Below are 25,540 nucleotides of genomic sequence, written 5' to 3' on the forward strand. Positions count from 1 at the left end.
TTCGACAAGAGAGCCCCATGGAACCCGACACCCCGCTTCTCGCCAGCCAGCTTGTCGTGCGCGTCTGCCTCTTCCTGGTGGCAGCGATCGCGATGTTCGGCGGCACGGTCCAGATGGTGCTCGGGCAACCCGACACCAGCGCACGCCTGGACAACGTCCACCGCTTCATGGCTGGCGTCTACTTCTCGATGGGGATCATCTGCGCATGGGCCGCGGTCACCATTCGCCAGCAGGGCGATCTCGTGTACCTGATTGCCTTGGGCGTTCTTCTGGGCGGCGTCGGCAGGCTCGTGTCCATGGGCAAGGTCGGCCTGCCCGAGCCCAAGCGCGTCTGGATCGCCTATCTGGTGCCGGAGCTGGTTCTTCCGTTCGTCATCGCGGCTGCGCACCACGCGCGCACCTGAAGCGGCGCGCAACGCCCGGCAGCACCTCAGTTGCCCGACGCCACCTGCTGGGTGCAGTTGCCGAACTCGCAGCGCAGCGTCATCGACTGGCCGTCGGCGCATGCCACGCTGTAGCGCTCGAAGCCCGGCCCCTTGTCCTCCAGCACGGCCCTGGGCGTGGCGCTGCAGTTGTTCGCCTTCGCGAACTTCTCGGCGACGTAGGTGTCCAGGCCCGTCCTGCGCGGCAGCGACTGGGGGTCGGGCTTGGGCGGCGCGGCGTAGGTCACCGTTACGTTCGGGTCGAGGTTCCTGTAGCCCTTTCGGGCCATGCAGTTGACCAGGGCCGTCTGCTGCATCCGGGGGTCGGCGGGAACGCCGTCCGGGCTGTCGCCCACCGCGGCGGCAATGCCGCCGATCGCCGCGGCCGCCACGATGCCCATCGGAAAGACGATCGCCACGCCCACCGCGACGGCATCCACGACTTCGCTGTTGCTGGGCCCGACGCGCATCACCCGCATCTTCTGGGCCGCCGCCCGGCAAGCATCGACATCCAGCGCGTAGATGGTCGGCGCCACGCCTTCCATGTCGACCATTGGGACGTAGGCCGCGCCCGAGCCTTTGCCGGGTTCCGTCGACGGCGGGGTGGCACAGCCGCATAGCAGCGCGGCCACACAAGCAGCACTCACGACTCTGCGCATCGATCGCTCCTCGTTGATCGCAACTGGGCCGCGATTTGAGCACACGTTTTGTTACCCGTATAGGATTTCCCGGGACGCGAACCGCCTGACGATGGCGGGCTGTGGAGAAAACAACAGGAGATGTCCATGGTTGTCCAAGGCAGTTGCCACTGCGGCAACATTTCCTTCGAACTCACCTGGGAGCCGGAACCCCTGGAAATCCCCGCGCGGGCTTGCGACTGCTCGTTCTGCAGCAAGCATGGCGGCGTCTGGACCTCCCATCCGGCCGGCGCGCTCAACGTCCGGATCGAGGACGACGCCCTGCTGACCCGTTACACCTTCGGCACGGGCACCGCGCAGTTCCACGTCTGCGCCCGGTGCGGCGTCGTCCCCCTGGTGACCAGCACGGTCGACGAGCGCGTCTACGCCGTCGTGAACGTGAACGCGTTCAACAACGTGGCGCCGTCGCTACTGCGCCCTGTCCCCATCTCGTTCGGCGGCGAGAGCATCGAGTTGCGCCTCGCCCGCAGAAAACGCAACTGGATTGCGGATGTGCATTTCGTCTAAGCGCTCGGCTGAGGCGCCCGCCGCGCCAGCGCCGGATCCCGCAGGCCCTCAGCGTGTCGGCCGCGATCCCATCGCCGTGAGCACGCCCAGGCCGATGAAGGACGTGCCCGCGAGCCGGTTGCCCCAGACGGCGTGCCGCGTCGCCCCGCCGAGGCGCGGGCCGATGAGGCTCGCAGTCAGCACGTAGATCAGGTCCGTGCAGGCGGCGATGCCGATGAAGACGCCGCCGAGCGCCAGGGTCTGCACCAGCGGGCTGGCGTGGGAGTCCATGAACTGCGGCAGGAAGGAGGCGAAGAACAGGGACGTCTTCGGGTTGAGCATCGCCACCACGAAGCCGTCACGGAAGACGCGCCGCAGGGGCTGCACCGGCGGCGCCTCGGGCGTTGCCGTAGTGACGGCCGGCGTGGCACGCCACATGCGGATGCCGAGGTACACGAGGTAGGCGGCACCCGCCCACTTCACCACGGTGAAGGCGGCCGACGACACGGCGAACAGCGCCGCCAGCCCGATCGCCGCACCCACGGCATTGGCGAGGTTGCCGAGCGCCACGCCCAGCACGGAAGCCAGGCCGCAGGCACGTCCCTGCGACAGCGTCCGGGCCACGATGTAGACGACGGCAGGTCCGGGCGTGAGCGCCAGTACCAGGCTGGCGCCGATGAATGCAAGAAGAAGGGGGGTATCGGGAAGCATGGCAACTCCAGTCCTCTGAACCCGCAAGTATCGCGCAGGCCCATCACCCATGCATAGCCGTTATGACCGATGGCGCAATTGCCATGGGACACCGGCGGCACGCTGCTTCTAGACTGCTGCCGCCGGCGATCCTCCGGTGCCATCCGTCCTTCGATCCATGCCCATTTCCTGCGTTTCGTCCGCTCCGTTTTCTCTTCGACATGCCGTCGCCGCGATCGTGTCGGCCCTGGCTTGCGCCTCGCCTGCGCTGCATGCGGCCGACGCGCCGGTCCAGCTCGACCTCATCATTCGCGGTGGCACCCTCTACACCGGCGACGAAGACAAGCCGGTGACCGGCGACATCGGCATCGCGGGCGACCGCATCGTCTTCGTCGGCAAGCCGGAGGCCGGCCGCTTCAGTGCGCGCCGCACGATCGATGCCACCGGGCTCGTCGTGGCGCCGGGCTTCATCGATGCCCACACGCATGCGGACCGCGACCTGTTCACCGCCGATGCGAAGAAGCGGCTCAACGTCCCCTTCCTGACCCAGGGCGTGACCACCGCGGTCATCGGCAACGATGGCTTCGGCGGCTTCGACATCGCGGCGCAGGCCGAACGGCTGCGCAGCTCAGGCGTCGGCACCAACGCCGCGATGTACGTGGGCTTCGGCCCGGTGCGCATCGACCAGCTGGGCGAGGCCAACCGCGCACCGACACCCGCGCAGCTGGAAGTCATGAAGAAGCACGTGTCCCAGGCCATGTGCGAAGGCGCGCTGGGCCTGTCGACGGGGCTCTTCTACAACCCGCAGAACTTCGCAAAGACGGAGGAAGTGATCGAGCTCGCCAAGGTGGCGGCGAGGCATGGCGGCCTCTACGACAGCCACATCCGCGACGAGTCCATGTACAACATCGGGCTCAAGGGTTCGATCGACGAGGTGATCCGCATCGGGCACGAGGCCAGGCTGCCGGTGCACGTGGCCCACATCAAAGCGCTCGGCGTCGACGTGCAGGGCCAGAGCGGCGACATCATCCGGCGCATCGAATCGGAACGCTCGCGCGGCCTCGACATCACGGCCGACCAGTATCCGTGGACCGCGTCGAGCACGCGCTTCTCCGCAGCGCTGATCCCGCCCTGGGCACTCGACGGCGGACGCGCCGCCCTCCTGAAGCACATCGACGACCCGGCGGCGCAGGAGCGCCTGCGCGCCGGCATCCGCGAGAACCTGCGCCTGCGCGGCGGCCCCGACGCCATCCTGTTCTCGGCGGGCAGCACCCGGTACGTCGGCAAGACGCTCTCGCAGGTGGCGGAATCCACCAAGACCGATCCGGTCGACGCCACCCTCGCGGTGCTGAAGGAAACCGACCTGCTGATCGCCTCCTTCAACCAGAGCGATGACGACATCAGGGCCTTCATGAAGCGACCCTGGGTCATGACCTCGTCCGATTCGTCGGAAGGCCATCCGCGCGCCTACGGCACCTTCGCGCGCAAGTACGACCAGTACGTCGCCAAGGAGCAGGTGATCGGCCTCGCGCAGTTCATCCGCAGCAGCACATCGCTGACGGCCGACACGCTGGGCCTCGCGAAGCGCGGCCATTTGCGCGCGGGCTACTACGCCGACATCCTCGCCTTCGACCCGGCGCGCTACGCAGCCAAGGCCACGTACACGCAGCCGGCCCTGTTGTCCGAAGGCGTGGTGACGGTGCTGGTGAATGGCGAGCTCGCCGTCGACGGCGGCAAGCCGACCGGCGCCACCGCCGGCCGCCCGCTGCTGCGCACGCCAAAGGCAGGAAGCTGCCCGGCCCAATAGCGCGACACTGGAGGCCATGACGAATCTCGATGCCACCCAGCTCGCTCTGATCGACACCTGCGTCCAGGCTTCGCTCGAACTGCTTGAACGCAATCTCACGCCGCACGGCATCCTGGCCGCGAGCCGCACCGAGGCGGCCGTGGCGCGGCGCTACACGCGCATCTTCGGGCGCGACGCCGCGATCTGCGTGATGGCGATGTGCGGCAGCGGCGTGCCCGCGCTGGAACAAGGCGCGGTGGCCAGCCTCGATGCGCTCGCGGCGCAGCAGGCGGCCAACGGGCAGATCCCCAAATACGTCGACCCGGAAGGCCAAGACGCCGATTTCTGGTATCTCGGCTGCATCGACGCGACCCTGTGGTGGCTGATTGCGGTGGACCACGTGCGCCGCCATGGCGGCGTCGACCCGTCGCGCTGGAGCGACGGGGTCGGCCGCGCGATCAACTGGCTGCTGGCGCAGGAACACCAGCACTTCCGGCTGCTCCAGCAGAACGAGGCCAGCGACTGGGCGGACATCATGCCGCGCTCGGGCTACGTGCTCTACACCAACGCCCTCTGGTACGTCGTGAAGCGCCGCTACGCGCTGGACCACGCCGAGGCGACGCAGCACCATTTCAACCACCTGTTCAATCCCTTCCAGCGCGACCTGCCCGAGTACCACCGCGCCCGGCTGCTGCGGCACTACGCGCGCCGCGGCCGGCGCGATCCGGGCCTGTACTTGAGCTTCGTCAATCTCTCCGTGGTCGGCGACGAGGGCGATGTGTTCGGCAACATCCTGGCCATCCAGAGCGGGCTGGCCGATTCAGCCACGGCGCGCCGCATCGTCAAGACCATCGCCGCGGCGAACGCATCCGACCCCTACCCCGTCCGGGTGATCCTGCATCCGCTGACACGGCAGCACCTGCTGTGGCGGCCGTACATGGCACGCCACCAGCAGAACATCGTCCACCAGTACCACAACGGCGGCATCTGGCCCTTTGTCGGCGGCTACTGGGTGATGGCGCTCGCACAGGTGGGCCTGCACGCGCGCGCCTGGAGCGAGCTCGCCCGGCTGGCGCAGGCCAACGAACTGGGCAACTGGCGTTTCACGGAGTGGTTTCACGGCCGCACGCTGGCGCCAATGGGCATGGCAGGCCAAAGCTGGAACGCGGCAACCTTCCTGCTGGCACGGCGCGCGCTCGAAGACACTCCGCGCACCCGCGCCTGAAGCCCCCGCTCCGGCGTCAGTCACTGTCCGACACCTGGACGGGCGCTTGGCCCTTGCGCAAGCTCAGGGCCAGGCCTAAAAAGGCGGCTTGCCTCGCAAGGACAGCCACCGTGAGTTCAGTCTCCCCGTTCGACGACACCGATGCCTATCTCTTTCGCGAGGGAACGCACTCACGCCTGTACGACAGCCTCGGCGGCCGGCTCGCCCACAGCGGTGAAGGCGCTTCGTTTGCCGTATGGGCTCCGAATGCACGCTCGGTCTCCGTGATCGGCGAGTGGAACGGCTGGAACGGCCATGCCGATCCGCTCTCGCCGCGCGCCGACTCCACCGGCGTGTGGGAAGGCCGCAGCGAGGGCGCCCGGCATGGCCAGGCCTACAAGTTCAGGATCGTCTCGCAGAGCGGGCAAGTGCTCGAAAAGGCCGATCCGCTGGCGTTCTATTCCGAGACCCCGCCGGCCACCGCCTCGCGCCTCTGGTCGCTCGACTACACCTGGAATGACGACGCATGGATGAAGGCCCGGGCGGCGCGCAACAGCCTCGACGCGCCGATGTCCATCTACGAAGTGCACCCCGGTTCATGGCGCCGCGAGAACAACCAGCCGCTGGACTATCGCGCGCTGGCCCATGCACTGGCCGACTACGTGGTATCCGTGGGATTCACGCACGTCGAACTCATGCCGATCACCGAGCATCCGTTCTACGGCTCCTGGGGCTACCAGACGACGGGCTACTTCGCGCCCACCGCGCGCTACGGCGTGCCGCAGGACTTCATGTACTTCGTCGATCATCTGCACCAGCGCGGGATCGGGGTGCTGCTCGACTGGGTGCCTTCGCACTTTCCGACCGATGCGCACGGGCTCGCCTCCTTCGACGGCACGCAGCTCTACGAGCACGCCGATCCGCGGCAGGGCTATCACCCCGAGTGGAATTCGGCGATCTTCAACTACGGCCGCGACGAGGTCCGCAGCTTCCTCATCTCCTCGGGCCTGTTCTGGCTCGACCACTATCACGTCGATGGCCTGCGCGTGGATGCAGTGGCGTCGATGCTCTATCTCGACTACGCGCGCCAGGGCGGCGAGTGGATACCCAACCAGCACGGCGGCCGGGAGAACCTCGATGCCGTCGCCTTCCTGCAGGAACTCAACCGCGCCGTGTACCGCGAGCATCCCGATACCTTCACGGTGGCCGAGGAATCGACCGCCTGGCCGCAGGTCTCGCGCCCGACGGACATGGGCGGCCTCGGCTTCGGCATGAAATGGAACATGGGCTGGATGCACGACACCCTCGCCTACATGCACGAAGACCCGGTGCACCGGCGCTACCACCATCACCGGCTGACCTTCTCGATGGTCTACGCCTTCACCGAGAACTTCGTGCTGCCGCTCTCGCATGACGAGGTGGTCTACGGCAAGGGCTCGCTGATCAACAAGATGCCGGGCGATGCGTGGCAGCAGTTCGCCAACCTGCGCTCGCTGCTCACCTACATGTGGGCGCATCCGGGCAAGAAGCTGCTCTTCATGGGCGGCGAGTTCGCACAGCGCAGCGAGTGGACGCACGAAGGCCAGCTCGACTGGCCCGCGCTCCAGACGCACGAGCATCGGGGCGTGCAGCACCTGGTGGGCGAACTCAATCGCATCTACCGCTCCGAGGGAGCGCTGCACGACCTCGACTTCTCCTCCGACGGCTTCCGGTGGCTCGAACCCAACGACCACGAGAAAAGCGTGATCGCCTTCCTGCGCCGCTCTCGCACCGGCGACGCCCTGCTCGTCGTCAGCAACATGACGCCGGTGCCCCGGCAGAACTACTGCGTCGGCGTGCCGCACGGCGGAACCTGGCGCGAACTGCTCAACAGCGACGCCTCGGCATTCGGCGGCTCGGGCTGGGGCAACCTGGGCGCGGTGGAGGCCGCGCCGATGCGCTCGCACGGGCAAGCCCATTCGGTCTGCCTCACGCTGCCGCCCCTGTCCACGCTGTTCCTGAAAGCCGACACCGATGCTTAGCCGGCTCTTCTCCAGATCCGCCACGCCCGAAGCCGACACCCCGGCGCCGGATGGCCGCGCCCGCGCCGTCGTCGATGCGGTGCTGCCGGCGGTGGACGGCGGACGCTTCGCCGTCAAGTGCATCGCCGGCGAAGCCCTGCGCATCACGGCGCACGTCTTCACCGACGGCCACGATGCGCCGCGTGTGATGCTCCATTGGTGGAAGGAAGGCAGCGAGCGCCGGCACCAGCTGCCCATGAAGCTGCGCTACAACGACGAGTGGCATGCCGAGTTCACGCCGCCCGTGCCGGGCCGGTACGTCTACACCGTCTCCGCCTGGGTCGATGCCTTCGAGTCGTGGCGCCACGAACTGGTCCGCCGCGTCGATGCGGACGACATCCGCCTCGCCGCCCGCACCGGCGCGCAGGAAATCAAGGCGGCGGCCGAGCGGGCGAGCGGCGAAGACCGCGATGCGCTGTCGGGGTGGGCGCGGGCGCTCGAAGAAGGCGCGGCCGATGCCGCCATGGATGCGACCGACCTCAAGGCACTGGCGCTCGACGAAGCCTTCGCCGAGGCCGCGGCAAGGCATCCGGACCGGCGGCTGGAGTCGCACTTCGCCGCCGAACTCCCTCTCGTGGCCGACCGCGAACGCGCGCGGTTCAGCACCTGGTACGAGCTGTTCCCGCGTTCTGCCGGCGACACGCCAGGAGAGCACGGGACCTTTCGCGACGTCGAGAAGCGGCTGCCGCTCATCGCAGCGATGGGCTTCGACGTCCTGTATTTCCCCCCCATTCACCCGATCGGCCGGCTGCAGCGCAAGGGCCGCAACAACGCGCTCGTCACCGAGCCCGGCGACGTGGGAAGCCCCTGGGCCATCGGCGCGGCCGAGGGCGGGCACAAGGACATCCTGCCGGAACTGGGCACGCCCGAGGACTTCCGCCACCTGGTGCGCACGGCCGCGCAACTCGGTATCGACATCGCGATGGACATCGCCTTCCAGTGCGCGCCGGACCATCCCTACGTGAAGGCGCACCCCCAGTGGTTCAGGTGGCGTCCGGACAACACCGTGCAGTACGCGGAGAACCCGCCCAAGAAGTACCAGGACATCTACCCCTTCAACTTCGAGAGCACGGACTGGCAAGGGCTCTGGGCCGAACTCAAGTCGGTGCTGGACCACTGGATCGGCGAAGGCATCACCGTCTTCCGCGTCGACAACCCGCACACCAAGTCCTTCGCCTTCTGGGAGTGGGCCATCACCGAGGTGAAGCGGGCGCATCCGGAGGTCATCTTCCTGGCCGAAGCCTTCACGCGCCCGAAGGTCATGCACCGGCTGGCCAAGCTCGGCTACACGCAGTCGTACACCTACTTCACCTGGCGCAACACCAAGGAAGAACTGACCGAGTACTTCACCGAACTCACGCAGGGCCCCGGCAAGGACTACTTCCGGCCCAACGTGTGGCCCAACACGCCCGACATCCTTCACGCGGCGCTGCAGACCGGCGAAGAGCCCGTCTACAAGGCGCGCCTGGTGCTCGCCGCCACGCTCTCGGCGAACTACGGCATGTACGGCCCCGCCTTCGATCTGATGGAGTACAAGCCGCGCGGGCCGTCGAGCGAGGAGTACCTCGATTCGGAGAAGTACCAGCTTCGGCATTGGGACTGGAGCGCCGAACAGGGCCTGCGCCCCTTCATCGCGCGCATCAACCACATCCGCCGCGCCAACGATGCGCTGCAGTCCGACCGCACGCTGAAGTTCCTGCGCATCGACAACGACCAGCTCATTGCCTACATGAAGCTGTCGCCGGACGGCGACCGGGCGGTGGTCACCGTGGTCAACCTCGATCCGCATCACACGCAGATCGGCTGGCTGCACCTCGACCCGTCCGAGATCGGCGTGCCGGCAGACCGCCCCTTCCAGATGCATGACCTGCTGAGCGACCAGCGTTTCATGTGGAGCGGCAGCCATCACTACATCGAGCTGGACCCGCATCGCTTGCCGGCCCACGTGATGGCCGTGCGCCGGCGCGTGCGCGACGAGCGCGACTTCGACTACTACCTATAGGGACAGTGCCGATGAACGCTCCCCTGCCCGCACTCGTGCTCGAAACCACCGAGATCGACACTTCCCACGACCCCACGTGGTATCGCGATGCGGTGATCTACCAGGTCAACGTCAAGGCCTTTGTGGATTCGAACGACGACGGCGTGGGGGACTTCAAGGGCCTGGCGACCAAGCTCGACTACGTCAAGGACCTGGGCGTCAACACGATCTGGCTGATGCCCTTCTATCCGTCGCCCCTGCGCGACGACGGCTACGACATTGCCGAGTACGAGGACGTGCACAAGCAGTACGGCTCGCTCGACGACTTCCGCGAGATGCTGAAGGAAGCGCACCGGCGCGAGCTGCGCGTGATCATCGAGCTGGTCATCAACCACACCTCCAGCGAGCATCCGTGGTTCCAGGCCGCGCGCGCGGCGCCGCCCGGTTCGCCCGAGCGCGACTTCTACGTGTGGAGCGACACCGACACGCTCTACAGCGGCACGCGCATCATCTTCACCGACACCGAGAAGTCCAACTGGACCTGGGACCCGGTCGCCAAGGCCTACTACTGGCACCGCTTCTTCAGCCACCAGCCGGACCTCAACTTCGACAACCCGCAGGTGCTCGAAGCGGTGTTCCGCACCATGCGCTTCTGGCTCGACATGGGCGTGGACGGCTTCCGGCTCGATGCGATTCCCTATCTGATCGAGCGCGACGGCACGACCAACGAGAACCTGCCCGAGACGCACGAGGTCATCAAGAAGCTGCGTGCCGCCATCGACGCCAACTACAAGAACCGCTTCCTGCTGGCGGAAGCCAACATGTGGCCCGAGGACGTGCGCGGCTATTTCGGCGAAGGCGACGAATGCCACATGGCCTACCACTTCCCGCTGATGCCGCGCATGTACATGGCGATCGCGCAGGAGGACCGCGACCCGATCGTCGAGATCATGCAGCAGACGCCGGACATTCCCGACAACTGCCAGTGGGCCATCTTCCTGCGCAACCACGACGAGCTGACCCTGGAGATGGTGACGAACCGCGAGCGCGACTACATGTACACCACCTATGCGGCGGACATGCAGGCGCGCATCAACCTCGGCATCCGGCGCCGGCTGGCGCCGCTGATGGACAACGACAAGGACCGCATCAAGCTCATGAACAGCATGCTGCTGTCGATGCCCGGCTCGCCCATCATCTACTACGGCGACGAGATCGGCATGGGCGACAACGTGTTCGTCGGCGACCGCAACGGCGTGCGCACGCCCATGCAATGGAGCCCGGACCGCAACGCGGGCTTCTCGCGCGCCGATCCGCAGCGGCTCTACCTGCAGCCCATCATGGACGCCATGTACGGCTACGAGGCCGTCAACGTCGAGGCGCAGCTGCGCGACAAGAGCTCGCTGCTGCACTGGACGCGGCGCATGCTCGCGGTGCGCAAGACCAGCCGTGCCTTCGGCCGCGGGCGACGCACTTTCCTCAAGCCCGGCAACCGGAAGATCCTCGCCTACCTGAGCGAGCACGACGGCGACGTGATCCTGTCGGTGTTCAACCTCTCGCGGGCCGCGCAGCCGGTGGAGCTGGACCTCTCGGCCTTCAAGGGCCGGGTGCCGGTCGAGATGCTGGGCCGCACCTCCTTCCCGCCCATCGGCGAGCTGCCGTACCTGCTCACCCTCACCTCGCACGGCTTCTACTGGTTCAGGCTCGCGGACGAGGCGCCGATGCCCAGCTGGCACCAGGAAGGCGTGGCCCTGCTGGACCGCCCGGTGCTCGTGCTCTTCGACGGCTGGACCAGCATGTTCAGGGACCGCGTCGTGCCCTGGCGCATGGGCTTCGCCGAGCGGCTGAGCAAGCAGTTCGAGACCGATACGCTGCCGCCGCACATCGAGGCCCAGCGCTGGTACGCGACCAAGGGATCGCACATCGACCGCGCGCAGCTCACCGACCATGCGGTCTGGGAGATCGATGGCCACAGCTGGATGCTGCCGCTGTTGTCGCTCAAGGGGCCGCCCGAGCCCGCCACCTATTTCATGCCGCTGGCGCTGGCCTGGGAAGACACCGACGAGGAGCGCATGAAGGCGCTGCAGCCGGCAGCCATCGCCAAGGTACGGCAGCAGGCGCATGTGGGGGTGATGGCCGACGCCTTCTTCGATGCGCCCTTCTGCCGCGCCTTCGTGCGCGCCATCGTGCGCGAGACGCGGATGCCCACCGCCCGCGGCCAACTGCACTTCCGGCCCACGGCGCTCGGCCGGGAATTCCCCATCGAGGTCATCGACGAGCTGCCCGTGAGCCCGCCGAGTCCGGTCAGCAGCAACACCGTCGTCACGCTCGGCGAGACGCTGTTCCTCAAGGGCTACCGGCAGCTGCGCGCGGGCGTCAATCCGGAACTGGAAATGGGCCGGTTCCTCACCGAGGACGCCGGCTTCGTGCACGGCGTGCCGATTGCCGGCGCGCTCGAATACGTGGGCGCGGACGGCACGGTCATGACACTCGCCCTGTTGCAGGCCTACGTGCCGAACCAGGGCGACGGATGGGAATACACGCTGGCCTACCTGGAGCGCGTGCTGGGCGAATTCCGCGACACCGACGGCGGCCTGCCGCCCGATCCGCACGGCGCATTCCTCGCGCTGATCCGCATCCTCGGCGGCCGCACCGCCGAGCTGCACAACGCCCTCGGCCTGCGCACCGGCAACCCGGCCTTCGATCCCGAGCCGATGACAGAGGCCGACCTGCGCCATGCCCGCGAGACCGTTCGCGCCGAAGCCGCCGCCACGCTGCGCCAGCTCGGCGACGCCGACCTCTCCGCCCTGCCGGCCAGCGCGCGCGAGGATGCCGACCGGCTCCGCGGCATGAGCGCGGCCATCGACCGGTTCATCGACGACGTGCCGCTCGAAGGCAAGACCGCCTGGCGCACGCGCTTCCACGGCGACTACCACCTCGGCCAGGTGCTGCTGACCCGCAACGACTTCGTCATCATCGATTTCGAGGGCGAGCCCGCCCGCCCGATCGAGGAGCGCCGCACCAAGCAATCGCCGCTGCGCGATGTCGCCGGCATGCTGCGCTCGTTCAACTACGCACGCTGGAGCGCCTTGCGCCGCGCGGCGCAGAATGCCGACGAACTGGTGCGCCTGGACACCGCCGCGCAGGCCTGGGAGCACGAGACGCGCGCCGCCTTCCTCGCCGGCTACAGCCAGGCCCTGGCGCCGAAGGCCGGGCCGGCCGACACGCAATTGCTGGAACTCTTCGAACTGGAGAAAGCGTTCTACGAACTGCGCTACGAACTGAACAACCGCATCGACTGGGCCCCCGTTCCGCTGACGGGCATCCTCGCCCTGATCGAACGGACCGCGGTTCGCTGACGGCAACGCACAAGCCACCAAGGGGGAACGTCCATGGAAAGCTTCTCTATCCATCTCGAGCCGCTGCGCGCCTTCCTGTTCCAGGTCGGCGCGTTGTTGCCGCGGCTGCTCTTCGCCGCACTGGTCGTGCTGGTCGGCTGGCTGCTCGCCAAGGCGGTGCGCTTCACGGTGATCCGCGGGCTGCGCGCCATCAACTTCCACGTGCTGACCGAGCGCTCGGGCATCGACAACTTCCTGCGCCAGGGCGGCATGGTGTCGGATTCGACCGTCGTCTTCGGTGCGCTGGCCTACTGGCTGGTGATCCTGATCTCGCTCGTCGTCGCATTCAACGGCCTCGGCCTGAGCTACGTGACGGACCTGCTCGGGCGGGTGATGTGGTTCGTGCCGAATGTGTTCGTCGCGCTGCTGGTGCTGGTCTTCGGCGCGTACTTCGCCAAGTTCGTGGGCGATGCGGTGATCACCTACGGGCGCAACGCGGGCGTGCAGGACGCGATGCTGCTCGGCAAGGTCGCGCAGTACGCGATCCTGCTCTTCGTGGTGCTGATCGCGCTCGACCAGATCAAGGTCGGCGGCGACATCGTGCGGCAGAGCTTCCTGATCATCCTTGCGGGCATCGTCTTCGCCCTGGCGCTGGCCTTCGGCCTCGCGGGAAAGGACTGGGCCGCACGGCGCATCGAGGAATGGTGGCCGCGCGACCGGGAACGGCCGCCACGCACCGGCCTGCGCGATCCGGCCGCGCGTGAGCAGCCACCGCCTGCCGCGCGCCCGCACGTGAGCGCCTGGCCGGCGCGCGGCACCGACCGCGATCGGCCGCATCCGTGAGCAAACACAACAACCACGCCCGGCTGGACGCCGTCTGGCCCGGACGGCCGTATCCGCTCGGCGCAACCTGGGACGGCCAGGGCGTGAACTTCGCCATCTTCTCGAAGCATGCCGAGAGGGCGGAGTTGTGCCTGTTCGACGACAAGGGCCGCCACGAGCGCCAGCGCATCACGCTGCGCGAGCGCACCAACGACGTCTGGCACTGCTACCTGCCCGAGGCGCGGCCCGGCATGGCCTACGGCTACCGCATCCACGGACGCTACAAGCCTGAGGAAGGCCACCGCTTCAATCCGCACAAGCTGCTGCTCGACCCCTACGCCAAGGACCTCATCGGCGAGCTGCGCTGGAGCGACGCGCTCTATGGCTACTCGGTGGGCAGCAAGCGGCAGGACCTTTCCTTCGACCGCCGCGACAGCGCCGCCTTCATGCCCAAGGGGCGCGTGCTCGAGACCGCCTTCACCTGGGGCGAGGACCGGCGGCCCGAAGTGCCGTGGCAGGACATGGTGATCTACGAGATGCACGTGCGCGGCTTCACGATGCGGCACCCCGGCATCCCCGAGCACCTGCGCGGCACCTATGCGGCGCTGGGTTGCGCGCCCGTCATCGACTACCTGCAGCGCCTCGGCGTGACCACGCTGGAGCTGCTGCCGGTGCACGCCTTCCTGAACGACCGGCACCTGGCCGACAAGGGCCTGCAGAACTACTGGGGCTACAACACGCTGGGCTACTTCGCGCCGGAGGTGCGCTACAGCGCCTCGGGCAAGGTGAAGGAGTTCAAGACCATGGTCAAGACCCTGCACTCGGCCGGCATCGAAGTGATTCTCGACGTGGTCTACAACCACACCTGCGAAGGCAACCATCTCGGCCCGACGCTCTCCATGCGCGGCGTGGACAACGCCTCCTACTACATCGCCAACGCCGCGCAGCCGCGCTACTACGACGACTTCACGGGCTGCGGCAACACGGTCAACCTCGAACAGCCGCGCGCCCTGCAGCTCGTGATGGACTCGCTGCGCTACTGGGCCGAGGAAATGCACGTCGACGGCTTCCGCTTCGACCTCGCCTCGGCGCTCGCGCGCGAAGCCGGCAAGGTGGAGAACCTCGGCGGCTTCTTCGACGCGATCCGCCAGGACCCGACGCTCAACCGCGTCAAGCTCATCGCCGAGCCCTGGGACCTGGGCCACGGCGGCTACCAGGTCGGCAACTTCCCGCCGGGCTGGGCCGAGTGGAACGACCGGTACCGCGACGGCATCCGCGGATGGTGGAAGGGCGACGGGGGCGTCGCCGGGGAGGTCGCGCACCGGCTCGCGGGCTCGCAGGATCTCTACGGCTGGTCCGGCAAGGGGCCGCACGCGAGCATCAACTTCGTCACCGCGCACGACGGCTTCACCCTGCACGACCTGGTCTCCTACAACGACAAGCACAACGAGGCGAACGGCGAGGACAACCGGGACGGCAACGACAACAACCTGTCCTGGAACTGCGGCGCCGAAGGACCGACGGACGACGCCGCGATCCACGCGCTGCGCGAACGCCAGAAGCGCAACTTCCTCGCGACGCTGCTGCTGTCGCAAGGCGTGCCGATGCTGCTGGCCGGCGACGAGCGGGGCCACACGCAGCGCGGCAACAACAACGTCTATTGCCAGGACAACGAGCTGACGTGGCTGGACTGGACGCCCTCGCCCGAAGCCGATTCGCTGCGCGACTTCGTCACGCTGCTGATCCGCACGCGGCGTCTCCACCCTTCGTTCCGGCGGCGCAGCTTCTTCCGCGGGCAGCCCGTGGGCGACGGCGAGACCAAGGACGTGGTGTGGCTGCGTCCCGATGGCAACGAGATGACGCCGCCAGACTGGGGCGAGCACGTGCGCTGCCTCGGCATGATGTTCTCCGGCACCGGCATCATCGACGTCGGGCCGCACGGCGAATCGCAGCAGGACGACGATTTCCTGCTGCTGCTGAACGCGTACCACGAGCCGCTGCCCTTCACCCTGCCCTCGCGCCCCGCCGACCGCTGGACCCGGCAGGTCGACACGGCGCGCGAGAACTCGCTGTCGCTGCTGCTCACCGAGGCGACCTACCAGCTGCAAGGCCGCTCGCTGGCGCTGCTGCGCCGCAGCCTGGTCGCGCCATGAAGCACGTCCATTCGATGCCCTTCGGCGCGGCGCTGCTCGAAGGCGGTGGCGTCCGCTTCCGGATCTGGGCGCCGGATGCGCCGAAGGTCACGCTCGAACGGCAGCAGGGCGAGACCTGGCAGCCATTTCCCATGCGGCGCGACGATGAGGGCTGGCATGAGCACGTGATCGGAGAAGCCGCCGCCGGCGACCGCTACCGCTACCTGATGCCCGACGGCCTCCGGGTGCCGGACCCCGCATCGCGCTTCAATCCGGACGATGTCCACGGCCCGAGCCAGGTGATCGACGCGCGCGCCCATGAATGGGCCGACGACGCATGGACCGGCCGCCCCTGGAAAGAGGCCGTCATCTACGAAATGCATGTCGGCGCCTTCACGCCGGAGGGCACCTTGGCCGCAGCGGCCGGGCGGCTCCCGAGGCTCGCATCGCTCGGCATCACGGCGGTCGAGCTGATGCCGCTGGCCGACTTCCCCGGACGCCGCAACTGGGGCTACGACGGCGTGCTTCCCTTCGCGCCCGACGCCAGCTACGGCACGCCGGCGGACCTCAAGGCCTTTGTCGATGCCGCGCACGGGCTCGGGCTGATGGTGCTGATCGACGTGGTCTACAACCACTTCGGGCCGGAGGGCAACTACCTGCACGCCTACTGCCCGCAGTTCTTCAACCCCGCGCACCAGACGCCCTGGGGCGCCGCGATCAACTTCGACGGCGCGCATTCGCGGACCGTGCGCGACTTCTTCATGCACAACGCCCTGTACTGGGTCGAGGAATATCGCTTCGACGGCCTGCGCATGGACGCCATCCATGCGATTCGGGACGGCTCCACGCCGCCGATCGTCGAGGAGATCTGCGCCGCCCTGCACCAGGGCCCGGGCAGGCACCGGCAGGTGCACGTCGTACTGGAAAACGATCTCAACGAAGCCCATCGGCTGGAGCGCGACGAGGAAGGATCGCCACTCGCCGGCACAGCGCAATGGAACGACGACCTGCACCATGCCGCGCACGTGTTGCTGACGAACGAGACCGATGGCTACTACGCCGACTACGCGCTGCGGCCGCTGGAGCAGTTCGGGCTCGCGCTGGCGCAAGGCTTCATCTACACGGGCCAGCCATCCGCATTCCGCGCCGGCGAGCCGCGCGGGGAACCGTGCGATCACCTGCCGTTGCCTGCCTTCGTCTCCTTCCTGCAGACCCATGACCAGATCGGCAATCGCGCCTTCGGCGACCGGATCGATGCGCTCGCCGATCCGCCGCGCCTGATGGCGGCGCGCGCCTGCGTGCTGTTGTCTCCGCACACGCCGATGCTTTTCATGGGCGAGGAGTACGCCGCTTCCACGCCCTTTCAGTATTTCTGCGATTTCGGGCCCGAGCTGGCCGCGGCCGTCACGGCCGGCCGGCGCGAGGAGTTCGGCGGCTTCTCCGCCTTTGCGGGCGACACGGCGACGCTGCAGATTCCGGACCCCAACAGCGAGTCGACTTTCGCTGCATCGAAGCTCGACGAATCCGAGCATGTGCTGCCTGCGCAGGCCGAGGTCCTCGGGCAGGTGCGCGCGTTGCTCCATCTGCGGCAAGCCGAGTTGGTGCCCCGCTTCGGAGCCGGTGCCCACATCCACCAGTGGTCGTGCGAGGGCGATGCGCTGCGCCTGGTCTGGCAGCTGGATGACGCACGCGACGATGGCGGCTCGCCCGCCTTCCTGCATGTGGTGGCCAATTTCGGCACGGCCGGCGCCCAGGTGGCGTGGCCTCCGGGCCGCGTCATCCACATGATGGGCGCCGAAGGGAGCGAGGCCGGCGGCACGGCCCTCATGCTGCCGCCGGGCGGCCTGTGCGCTGCCATTGAAGAGGCGCAGGATGCATGAGCAAGGTGCGGCATCCGACAGCGAAGCGGATGCCCTTCGCCGGCTGTGTGCGCGCTACGGCATCTCGACCGAGTATGTGGATGCCTTCGGCGCGCGGCACACCCTCACCCCCGGCGCGCAGGCCGCCCTGCTGTTCGACGCAGGTTTCGTCGCGCGCGGGACGGACTTCGCAGCGGCCGAAGCGGCGGCGGAGCGCGAGGCGTGGCGGCACCCTCTTCCGCCGGTCCAGGTCGTGCCCTCGGGTTCGGCCTCGTTCTCCGTCGACGTCCGGCTGCCCGCAGAGCTTGCGCATTTCAAATGGCGCCTGGTCGACGAGAGCGGCGCCTTCCACGAAGGCATCGTCGAGACCGCGCGGCTGCACGTCGCGCAACGCACGCGGATCGACGGCGCCGAGCACGCGCTCTACCACCTTCCCCTCGCACTGCCGCTGCCGGATGGCTATCACCGGATGAGCATCGTCACATTGCCTGGCGAAACCCTTGTCGTCTGCGCGCCGGCCCAGTGCCATCAGCCGGCCGCCCTCGAAGGCGATGCGCGGGTCTGGGGCTTCACGCTGCAGCTGCACGGGCTTCGCTCCGCCCGCAACTGGGGCATCGGCGATTTCACCGATCTGGCGGATTTCGTCGAGCATGCCGCCCGCCAGGGCGCCGATGTCGTCGGCCTCAATCCGTTGCATGCGCTCTTCCCGCACAACCCGGCGCACGCGAGTCCGTACAGCCCATCGTCGCGGGCGCAACTCAACGTGCTCTATATCGACGTGGAGGCGGTGAAGGATTTCCATGACTGCGTGCCGGCCCAGGAGCGCGTGCGCTCCCCCGAGTTCCAGTCAAGGCTTGACAGCTTGCGCTCCGCGACGCTGCTGGACCATGCCGGCGTGGCCGCCGCCAAGCATGAGGTGCTGGACCTCCTGTATCGCCGGTTCCGGGCGCGGGACGAGGCCGATCCCGAGGTCCGCGCATTCGCCCTGTTTCGCGAGCGTGGCGACGAGGCGCTGGGCCAGCACGCCTTGTTCGAAGCGCTGCAGGCGCACTTCCATGAGGCCGATCCGGGCGTCTGGGGCTGGCCCACCTGGCCGGAGGACTTCCGCGATCCGGCGTCCGGGGCCGTGAGGCATTTCGCGCACGAGCACGCCGAACGCATCGGCTACTTCGAGTACCTGCAGTGGCAGGCGGCGCGTCAGCTCGAAGCGGCAGGCTCGCGCTCCGCCGCACTGGGCATGGGCCTCGGTCTCTACCTGGACCTGGCCGTGTCGGTCGACCGCGCGGGCTCCGATGCCTGGCGTCACCGGACGAGCTTTGCACTGGATGCGCGCGTCGGCGCACCGCCCGACGCCTTCAACCTCGAGGGCCAGGACTGGGGCCTGCCGCCGCTTCGCCCCGACCGGCTGCGCCAGTCGCAGTACGCGGTCTTCATCGAGTCGCTGCGCGCCAACATGCGCGGCGCGGGCGCGATCCGCATCGACCACGTGATGATGCTGATGCGGCTCTTCTGGATCCCCGCGGACGGCACGCCACGCGACGGCGCCTATGTGCACTACCCGGTCGACGAGCTGTTCGCGATCCTCGCGCTGGAAAGCCAGCGTCACCGCTGCCTGGTGATTGGCGAAGACCTCGGCACCGTGCCCGAGACGATGCGAGAGACGCTGCGCCGCTGCGGCGTGCTGTCGTACCGGCTCCTGTACTTCGAGCGCGATGGCGACGGCGGTTTTCGCCCGCCCGCCGACTACCCGCGCGAAGCCGTTGCGGCCGTCAGCACGCACGACCTGGCGACGCTGGCCGGATGGTGGAGCGCTCGCGATCTGCAGACGCGCCTGGACCTCGGCCTCCTCGCAGACTCCGCGACTTTCGAACAGCAGGTGCGCGAGCGCCATGACGAACGCCGCCGGCTGGCCGACGCCATGGTGCGGCAAGACCCGCACCTGAAGCTCGATCCGGCGCAGGCGTCCCTCGACGCCGCGGCGATGGCGGCCGTGCATGGCTATCTGGCCGCCGCGCCGTCGAAGGTCATGATGGTCCAGCTCGAGGACGCGCTCGGCGAGATCGAGCAGCCCAACCTGCCGGGCACCACCATCCAGCATCCCAACTGGCGGCGCAAGTACACGCAGCCCGTGGAGGCGCTGTGGCGCAACGACACGATGCGGCAGGTGTGCGCCGCGCTCGCACGCGTCCGGCCGCGGGCCGCCGGGCAGGCGCAGGCCGGCAGCGGCGAGCTGTCGCGCGTCCCTCGCGCCACCTACAGGCTTCAGTTCCACAGCGCCTTCGGCTTCGACGACGCGGCGCGCATCGTTCCGTACCTCGCGATGCTGGGCATCAGCCATGTGTACTGCTCGCCGATCCACCGCGCGCGGCCGGGCAGCATGCATGGCTACGACGTGGTCTCGCACGACGAGGTCAATCCCGAACTGGGCGGCATGCCCGCCTTCGAGCGCTTCACGCGCGCGCTGAAGCAGCACGGCATGAGCCAGCTCATCGACCTGGTGCCCAACCACATGGGCGTGCTCGGCACGGACAACCGCTGGTGGATGGACGTGCTCGAAAACGGCATGGCTTCGCGTCATTCGGCGCATTTCGACATCCAGTGGCGCTCGCCGACGCCGGGGCTCTCGGGCAAGGTGCTGCTCCCGGTGCTGGGCGACCATTACGGCAACGTGCTGGAAAGGGGCGAACTGCAGGTCCGGTGGGAGGCCGATGCGGGGGAATTCGCCGTCTGCTACTTCGACCACCACTTTCCGTTGTCCATCGAGACCTATCCTCGCCTCCTGGACCGCGCCGCAGCCTCCCTGGGCGACGACGAGGCGAGGCGGCTGGCGGCCATTGCCGGCGAAAGCCAGGGCCTGCCCGCCGCACTGGAGGGCGATGACGACGCATGGGCTGCCAGCGCAAGCGAAAGGCAGCGGTTCAAATCGCAGCTCGCCGCGCTGGCCACCGAACGCCCCCCGGTCGCGCACGCCCTCGCAGAGGCCGCGAAAGCGCTGAGCGCATCCGCGCAGCGCGACGCGCTCCATGAGCTGCTGGAAGCACAGTCCTATCGCCTCGCCTACTGGCGCACGGCCGCCGACGAGATCAACTACCGCCGCTTCTTCGACGTCAACGAACTCGCCGCGCTGCGGACCGAGCGCAAGGACGTGTTCGAGGCCACGCATGCCCTGGCGCTGGAGCTGGCTGCGCGCGGCTCGGTCGACGGCCTGCGCATCGATCATCCCGATGGCCTGCTCGACCCTGCGCAGTACTTCGACCGCTTGCAGGATGGCTTCTGCGCGCGGCGGGGCACGCTGCCGCGATCGGTCGATGCTCAGGGGCGTCCCGAACGCCCGCTGTACGTCGTGGCCGAGAAGATCGCCGCACCGCATGAGGACGTGCCGGTCTCGTGGGCCGTGCACGGGACCACCGGCTATCGCTTCGCCAACGTGGCCAACGCCGTGCTCGTCGAACATCGCTCGGGACGCCGCCTGGAAAGGATCTGGCGCGGCTTCACCGGCATGACTGAGCCTTTCGATGAAGTCGTCTACGGCGCGAAGCGCGACGTCGCGCGCGGAACGCTGGCGTCGGACCTCGAAGTGCTCGCCATCGCATTGCTGGGCATCGCCAAGAGCAACCGCCGCACCCGCGACTACACGCTCAACGCGCTGCGCGAGGTGATCGCGACCGTCGCGGCCTGCTTCACGGTCTATCGCACCTACAACGCCGAGCAGGCGAGCCCGCAGGACGTCCGCTACATCGACCAGGCGATCGACGCGGCGCGCGAGCGGCTGAAGCTGCCCGATGCGTCCGTCTTCGACTTCGTGCGCGCGTCGCTTCTCGGCCAGCCTCCTGGCGACGCCAGTGCGGAGACGGCCCGCGACGCCGTGGCCTTTGCGCGGCGCTTCCAGCAATTCAGCGCGCCGGTCGCGGCCAAGGGCGTGGAGGACACGGCCTTCTACCGCTATTTCCCGCTGAGTTCGCTCAACGAGGTGGGCGGCGAGCCGGACCGCATCGGCATGACCCGCGCCGAGTTCCACGAAGCGTCGGGCGACCGGCAGCGCCGCTGGCCGCACACGATGCTGGCGACCTCCACGCACGACAACAAGCGCTCGGAAGACGTGCGGCTGCGCATCGACGTGCTGTCGGAATGCCCCGGACTCTGGCGGCTGGCGCTGCGACGCTGGCGTGCGCTGAACGCCCCGCTGCGCGGCGCGGTGACGGCGGCGCACGAATACCTGCTCTACCAGACCGTGCTGGGCACGATGGCCGCTGCCGCTGAAGACCCGGCGGCACACGAAGCCTACGTGACACGCATCGTCCACTACATGCTGAAGGCCGCACGCGAGGGCAAGGTGGGGACGAGCTGGATTCGACCGGACGCTGCCTACGAGGAAGCACTGGAACGGTTCGCGCGCGCCGTGCTCGCAACGGGCGGCACGGCATTGCAGGAACTGCGCCGTGCGGCAGCTCGCCTGGACCACTACGGGGCGCTCAACGGCATCAGCCTGACGCTGCTCAAGTACTGCTCGCCGGGCGTGCCCGACATCTACCAGGGCTGCGAACTGATCGACCGCAGCCTCGTCGACCCCGACAACCGCCGCGCGGTCGACTACGACGTCCGGCTGCGAGCCCTCCAGGCATTGCAGGTCCTGGCGGCTGCGCCGGATCTGGAGCGGAGCGTGGCCGGACTTGCCGCCGCGGCGCCGGACGGTCGTGCCAAGCTCTGGATCATCTGCCGCATGCTGGCGCTGCGCAGGCTGCACCCTGATCTGTTCCGCGAGGGCACTTACGAGCCACTCGAAGTGCGGGGCCCGCGCGAGCGCCATCTGTTGGCTTTCATGCGCCGCCATCACGGCCGCGTGCTCGTGGTTCTCGTGGTGCGCCTGTTCGCGAGGCTCGACCGGGACGAGGCGAGGCGGCCGCCTCCCTCCGTCGCCTGGGCCGGCACCGAGGTGCTGCTGCCTGCCGGCGAAAGCGAATGGCAATTCGAGGATTGCATCACCGGCGCGTCGCACGTCGCCACGGCCCATCGGCTGGCCGTAGGGCCCCTGCTGCGCGCGTTTCCGGGTGCCGCGCTGGTGTCGCGCGACGCGCACTGAGCCCGGCATCGTCCTGTAGGACGCCGCCGACGCGCGGCATCGAATTCCGCTGCCGGAATATTCCGCCGGGAGGCGTATCGAGTCGGGTGCGACACACGACGGAGACAAGAGAAATGGCAGAAGCAATTTATTGTTTCGATACGGCGACCGTGCGCTTTGCGATCTACCCGGAAGGCGGCGCGAGAGTCGTCGCGGAGATCGGCGAAGACCCGCTGCGCGACCTGTTCGGAGCAACCGGGGGCGGCGACAGCCTGACCGCCGCCTACGTCCGGAACGCGGCCCTGATCGATGAGCGGGCCCTCGAACTCCACCGCAGCGGCAAGCGGCCGGTGCGGTTGGAAACACATGATTTCGAGTTGACGATCCAGGACACAGATTGAGCTGCCTCTAGCGTCCCGGCGCATCCGGGAATAGGTCTCGCCTGCTGGCGATCGTTCGTCCTACGCCACCCGGACCCCGATGGCGTTCTGATGCGCGCCATCATGGGTGCCGCACCACGCCAGATCCTTCGCCTTCTGCAAGCTGTGGCGTTTGCGCGCATCCAGTGCGAGTGCATGCGCCTGACGAGGGCGGTCGGGAGGGCGGTGGGTCCCGAGCGATTCGAATACCACCGCCGCATGGACGTCTACGCGCGGGAACTGGAATTCCTCCAGCACGCCCTCGCCCCCGATGAACGCTCGGCGGTGCGGGTGGAGCGCGCGCTGTTCCTTCGGCTCCTCCTGTCCAGCGCACCTTGGCGCCTGGCGTCTTGGAGCGACACGGAGACGCTGGACGAAATGCCGGCATCCCATCTTTTCGAATGGGTGGCACACGACGACGAGCGCATGGAACTCGCCGAGATCGAGAGCGCCATGACGCCGCAAGAGACCATGCAATACGCCTACGCGCGCATCCACCTGGCTTCGCAAGGTTCGATTTGACAGCCTTCTCTTCACGAGGTCCCGAAATGAAAAGCCTGCAGAACGAGAGCCCCCGGTTCGAGCCGCACGATGCGCCAACGGCCGCGGGCGTCGGCTTCGTCATGGAATGGGTCATCGACCCGGCCAACTACTGCAGCGAGCACGAGCTCATCACGCGCCGCACCCTGGCCGAGCGCATCGCCGGCCTGCAGGGCATGCAGTACTTCGGTCCGGTGAGCCGGCGCCCGCCGCCCGCGGGGCCGCGGTACTTCATACCGAGCGACACGGTGGAGACCCATCGCGCACAGGCGATCGGCATCCGCAGCGAAAGCGATTTCTTCGGCGGGGCCGTGCCCTTTTCATACGTGGCGACCAAGGCCATCACCCACCCGCTGCACGATGGCGACGCGGCGTGCCCGCGAGACTGGGTGCAATCCTTCTCCCCGCGCATCGGCGACTGCGTGCTGCCCGGCTACTCGGCCTTCAGCGAGGAGGACGCGCGCCGTGCCGGCCGAACGCTTCTGCGCTCCGGCGACGTCCGCGTGAAGCCGGTGCGGGCCACCGGCGGCAATGGCCAGACCGTCGTACGCGATGCGGCATCGCTCGACCGCACGCTGGCCAGCGTGCCCCACCTGGACACCGACGGCGTGGTTCTCGAGCGCAATCTCCGGGAACCGCGCACGCTCAGCATCGGGCAGGTGAAGGTCGGCGCGTTGACGGTGAGCTACTACGGCTTGCAGCGGCTGACGCGCAATCATCGGGGCGACCAGGTCTACGGAGGGTCCGACCTCACGGTCGTGCGCGGCGGCTTCGATGCGCTCAATGCCATGCCGCTGAAACCGTCGCTGCGCCTTGCCATCGAACAGGCGTCGGTCTATCACGCCGCAGTGGTCGAAAGCTATCCGGGCTTCATGGCATCGCGCATCAACTACGACGTGGCCCAGGGCCCCGATGACGCCGGGGTCTGGTGCTCCGGCGTGCTGGAGCAATCGTGGCGCGTGGGCGGCGCGACCGGCGCTGAAGTGGCGGCGCTGGAAGTCTTCAAGAGCCAACCCGAGCGCTCGCTCGTGCGCGCGTCCTGCTTCGAGGTCTTCGGCGAGACCGAGCTCCCGCCCGGCGCCTGCGTCAACTACAGTGGCCACGACCCGGACGTGGGCCGGCTGACCAAGTACAGCTTCGTCGAAGCGCATGCCGACGCGACATAAGCAGGTCGACATTGCCGTCGACGGCCAGCACATCGACGGCACGCTGGTCGCGGCTTCCAACGCCGTGCCCGGCGTGCTGCTCGTGCACGGCTGGGACGGCAGCCAGGAGCAATACAAGGCGCGAGCCCACGAGATCGCTGCGCTCGGTTGCGTCTGCCTCACTTTCGACCTGCGCGGTCATGCCAGGCACGCCGCACAGCGGCAGTCGGTGAGCCGGGAGGAAAACCTGCGTGACGTCCTCGCGGCCTACGACGTGCTGGTTCACCATCCGACGGTGGACCCGGAATCGATCGCGATCGTCGGAAGCAGCTACGGCGGCTACCTGGCCGCCATCGCCACCACGCAGCGGCCCGTTCGCTGGCTGGCGCTGCGCGTGCCCGCGCTCTACCGCGATGCCGAATGGGACGTGCCCAAGGGCGAGTTGAGCCGAAGCGACCTGGCGGAATACCGCAAGTCGATCGTCGCGCCGCCGGACAACCGCGCACTCGCCGCTTGTGCGCTGTTTCGCGGCGATGCGTTGATCGTCGAGTCCGAGCACGACAAGACCGTGCCGCATCCGGTGATCGAGAGCTACCTCGCCGCCTTCAAGCACGTCAAGTCGGTGACCTATCGCTGCATCGCGGGAGCGGACCACGCGCTTTCCGACGAACGGAGCCGGCAGGCCTACGGGATGCTGCTGGTGTCGTGGATGACGGAGATGACCCTCGGTGCCCGCGCCGCCACCGGCTTGTTGCGGCCTGCGCCGAACAGCCCCGCGTAGCGGCAGATTCGCAACGGGCCGGAGGGCACCTACAAGTCAGCGGCATCGATCCTGATCACGGCTCCGTCGCCACGGCGCGATACATGGGGTCTGGGCCGCCCGATGCAAAAGCGTTGCG

Annotated in this window: 17 protein-coding genes; 15 read left to right on the forward strand and 2 right to left on the reverse strand. The window is 68.2% G+C overall.

Features of this window, described 5'->3' with window-relative positions:
• The first annotated feature begins 17 nt into the window (after positions 1 to 17).
• Complete coding sequence (locus tag QTH90_RS09425; protein ID WP_286664191.1) at positions 18 to 404, forward strand: DUF4345 domain-containing protein; 387 nt, start codon at positions 18 to 20, stop codon at positions 402 to 404.
• Positions 405 to 430: 26 nt separating this feature from the next.
• On the opposite strand, the gene QTH90_RS09430 is transcribed toward QTH90_RS09425, so the two are convergent.
• Complete coding sequence (locus tag QTH90_RS09430) at positions 431 to 1,081, reverse strand: hypothetical protein (protein ID WP_286664192.1); 651 nt, start codon at positions 1,079 to 1,081, stop codon at positions 431 to 433.
• Between the two features lie 126 nt (positions 1,082 to 1,207).
• On the opposite strand from QTH90_RS09430, the gene QTH90_RS09435 reads away from it, so the two are divergent.
• Entirely contained in the window at positions 1,208 to 1,627 is a 420-nt protein-coding gene (locus QTH90_RS09435) for a GFA family protein (RefSeq protein ID WP_286664193.1), read from the forward strand.
• 48 nt (positions 1,628 to 1,675) lie between these two features.
• Here the strand turns inward: QTH90_RS09435 and QTH90_RS09440 are convergent, their stop codons facing one another.
• A complete protein-coding gene (locus tag QTH90_RS09440) occupies positions 1,676 to 2,317 on the reverse strand; it encodes a LysE family translocator (RefSeq protein ID WP_286664194.1) in 642 nt (213 codons plus the stop codon).
• 157 nt (positions 2,318 to 2,474) lie between these two features.
• Between QTH90_RS09440 and QTH90_RS09445 the strand changes: the two genes are divergently transcribed.
• The 13 genes from QTH90_RS09445 to QTH90_RS09505 all read left to right on the forward strand — a co-directional run bounded on the left by QTH90_RS09445 (position 2,475) and on the right by QTH90_RS09505 (position 25,422).
• The gene (locus QTH90_RS09445) at positions 2,475 to 4,103 is read left to right on the forward strand and encodes an N-acyl-D-amino-acid deacylase family protein (protein WP_286664195.1); all 1,629 of its coding nucleotides are present in this window, start codon (positions 2,475 to 2,477) and stop codon (positions 4,101 to 4,103) included.
• A gap of 16 nt (positions 4,104 to 4,119) precedes the next feature.
• The gene (locus QTH90_RS09450; protein WP_286664196.1) at positions 4,120 to 5,307 is read left to right on the forward strand and encodes a glycoside hydrolase 100 family protein; all 1,188 of its coding nucleotides are present in this window, start codon (positions 4,120 to 4,122) and stop codon (positions 5,305 to 5,307) included.
• 110 nt (positions 5,308 to 5,417) lie between these two features.
• On the forward strand, positions 5,418 to 7,307 hold the full coding sequence (glgB, locus tag QTH90_RS09455) for a 1,4-alpha-glucan branching protein GlgB (RefSeq protein WP_286664197.1): 1,890 nt from the start codon (positions 5,418 to 5,420) through the stop codon (positions 7,305 to 7,307).
• Positions 7,300 to 9,348 carry an alpha-1,4-glucan--maltose-1-phosphate maltosyltransferase gene (locus tag QTH90_RS09460; protein ID WP_286664198.1) on the forward strand — a complete coding sequence of 683 codons (2,049 nt, stop codon included), beginning with the start codon at positions 7,300 to 7,302 and terminating at the stop codon, positions 9,346 to 9,348. Before glgB ends, QTH90_RS09460 begins: the two co-directional genes overlap by 8 nt.
• Positions 9,349 to 9,359: 11 nt before the next feature.
• The gene (gene treS, locus QTH90_RS09465) at positions 9,360 to 12,686 is read left to right on the forward strand and encodes a maltose alpha-D-glucosyltransferase (RefSeq protein ID WP_286664199.1); all 3,327 of its coding nucleotides are present in this window, start codon (positions 9,360 to 9,362) and stop codon (positions 12,684 to 12,686) included.
• A gap of 33 nt (positions 12,687 to 12,719) precedes the next feature.
• Positions 12,720 to 13,508 (forward strand): mechanosensitive ion channel family protein, encoded by a 789-nt coding sequence (locus QTH90_RS09470; RefSeq protein ID WP_286664200.1) that lies wholly within the window; start codon positions 12,720 to 12,722, stop codon positions 13,506 to 13,508.
• Positions 13,505 to 15,640, forward strand: a complete 2,136-nt coding sequence (gene glgX / locus QTH90_RS09475; RefSeq protein WP_286664201.1) for a glycogen debranching protein GlgX — start codon at positions 13,505 to 13,507, stop codon at positions 15,638 to 15,640. The genes QTH90_RS09470 and glgX overlap by 4 nt, the downstream gene beginning before the upstream one ends.
• Positions 15,637 to 17,499: a malto-oligosyltrehalose trehalohydrolase gene (gene treZ / locus QTH90_RS09480; protein WP_286664202.1), complete on the forward strand. Its 1,863-nt coding sequence runs from the start codon at positions 15,637 to 15,639 to the stop codon at positions 17,497 to 17,499. Before glgX ends, treZ begins: the two co-directional genes overlap by 4 nt.
• Positions 17,492 to 22,558 carry a malto-oligosyltrehalose synthase gene (gene treY / locus QTH90_RS09485; RefSeq protein WP_286664203.1) on the forward strand — a complete coding sequence of 1,689 codons (5,067 nt, stop codon included), beginning with the start codon at positions 17,492 to 17,494 and terminating at the stop codon, positions 22,556 to 22,558. Before treZ ends, treY begins: the two co-directional genes overlap by 8 nt.
• 113 nt (positions 22,559 to 22,671) lie before the next feature.
• Complete coding sequence (locus QTH90_RS09490) at positions 22,672 to 22,938, forward strand: hypothetical protein (protein ID WP_286664204.1); 267 nt, start codon at positions 22,672 to 22,674, stop codon at positions 22,936 to 22,938.
• A 90-nt stretch (positions 22,939 to 23,028) separates the two neighbouring features.
• Positions 23,029 to 23,478, forward strand: coding sequence for a hypothetical protein (locus QTH90_RS09495; RefSeq protein ID WP_286664205.1), 450 nt, complete (start codon positions 23,029 to 23,031; stop codon positions 23,476 to 23,478).
• 26 nt (positions 23,479 to 23,504) lie between these two features.
• Entirely contained in the window at positions 23,505 to 24,662 is a 1,158-nt protein-coding gene (locus QTH90_RS09500; protein ID WP_286664206.1) for a DUF3182 family protein, read from the forward strand.
• Positions 24,646 to 25,422, forward strand: coding sequence for an alpha/beta hydrolase family protein (locus QTH90_RS09505; RefSeq protein ID WP_286664207.1), 777 nt, complete (start codon positions 24,646 to 24,648; stop codon positions 25,420 to 25,422). Before QTH90_RS09500 ends, QTH90_RS09505 begins: the two co-directional genes overlap by 17 nt.
• Positions 25,423 to 25,540: the final 118 nt, after the last annotated feature.

The sequence above is a fragment of the Variovorax flavidus genome (genome assembly GCF_030317145.1).
In the GTDB taxonomy this organism is placed as follows: Bacteria; Pseudomonadota; Gammaproteobacteria; order Burkholderiales; family Burkholderiaceae_C; genus Variovorax; species Variovorax flavidus.

Bases quoted from the DNA above. Each gene is read 5' to 3' on its own strand.
- QTH90_RS09500 (WP_286664206.1), top strand. From the start codon at position 23,505: ATGAAAAGCCTGCAGAACGAGAGCCCCCGGTTCGAGCCGCACGATGCG.
- QTH90_RS09460 (WP_286664198.1), top strand. From the start codon at position 7,300: ATGCTTAGCCGGCTCTTCTCCAGATCCGCCACGCCCGAAGCCGACACC.
- QTH90_RS09445 (WP_286664195.1), top strand. From the start codon at position 2,475: ATGCCCATTTCCTGCGTTTCGTCCGCTCCGTTTTCTCTTCGACATGCC.
- QTH90_RS09470 (WP_286664200.1), top strand. From the start codon at position 12,720: ATGGAAAGCTTCTCTATCCATCTCGAGCCGCTGCGCGCCTTCCTGTTC.
- treS (WP_286664199.1), top strand. From the start codon at position 9,360: ATGAACGCTCCCCTGCCCGCACTCGTGCTCGAAACCACCGAGATCGAC.
- QTH90_RS09440 (WP_286664194.1), bottom strand. From the start codon at position 2,317: ATGCTTCCCGATACCCCCCTTCTTCTTGCATTCATCGGCGCCAGCCTG.
- QTH90_RS09425 (WP_286664191.1), top strand. From the start codon at position 18: ATGGAACCCGACACCCCGCTTCTCGCCAGCCAGCTTGTCGTGCGCGTC.
- treY (WP_286664203.1), top strand. From the start codon at position 17,492: ATGCATGAGCAAGGTGCGGCATCCGACAGCGAAGCGGATGCCCTTCGC.
- QTH90_RS09490 (WP_286664204.1), top strand. From the start codon at position 22,672: ATGGCAGAAGCAATTTATTGTTTCGATACGGCGACCGTGCGCTTTGCG.
- QTH90_RS09430 (WP_286664192.1), bottom strand. From the start codon at position 1,081: ATGCGCAGAGTCGTGAGTGCTGCTTGTGTGGCCGCGCTGCTATGCGGC.
- QTH90_RS09435 (WP_286664193.1), top strand. From the start codon at position 1,208: ATGGTTGTCCAAGGCAGTTGCCACTGCGGCAACATTTCCTTCGAACTC.
- QTH90_RS09505 (WP_286664207.1), top strand. From the start codon at position 24,646: ATGCCGACGCGACATAAGCAGGTCGACATTGCCGTCGACGGCCAGCAC.
- QTH90_RS09450 (WP_286664196.1), top strand. From the start codon at position 4,120: ATGACGAATCTCGATGCCACCCAGCTCGCTCTGATCGACACCTGCGTC.
- QTH90_RS09495 (WP_286664205.1), top strand. From the start codon at position 23,029: ATGCGCGCCATCATGGGTGCCGCACCACGCCAGATCCTTCGCCTTCTG.
- treZ (WP_286664202.1), top strand. From the start codon at position 15,637: ATGAAGCACGTCCATTCGATGCCCTTCGGCGCGGCGCTGCTCGAAGGC.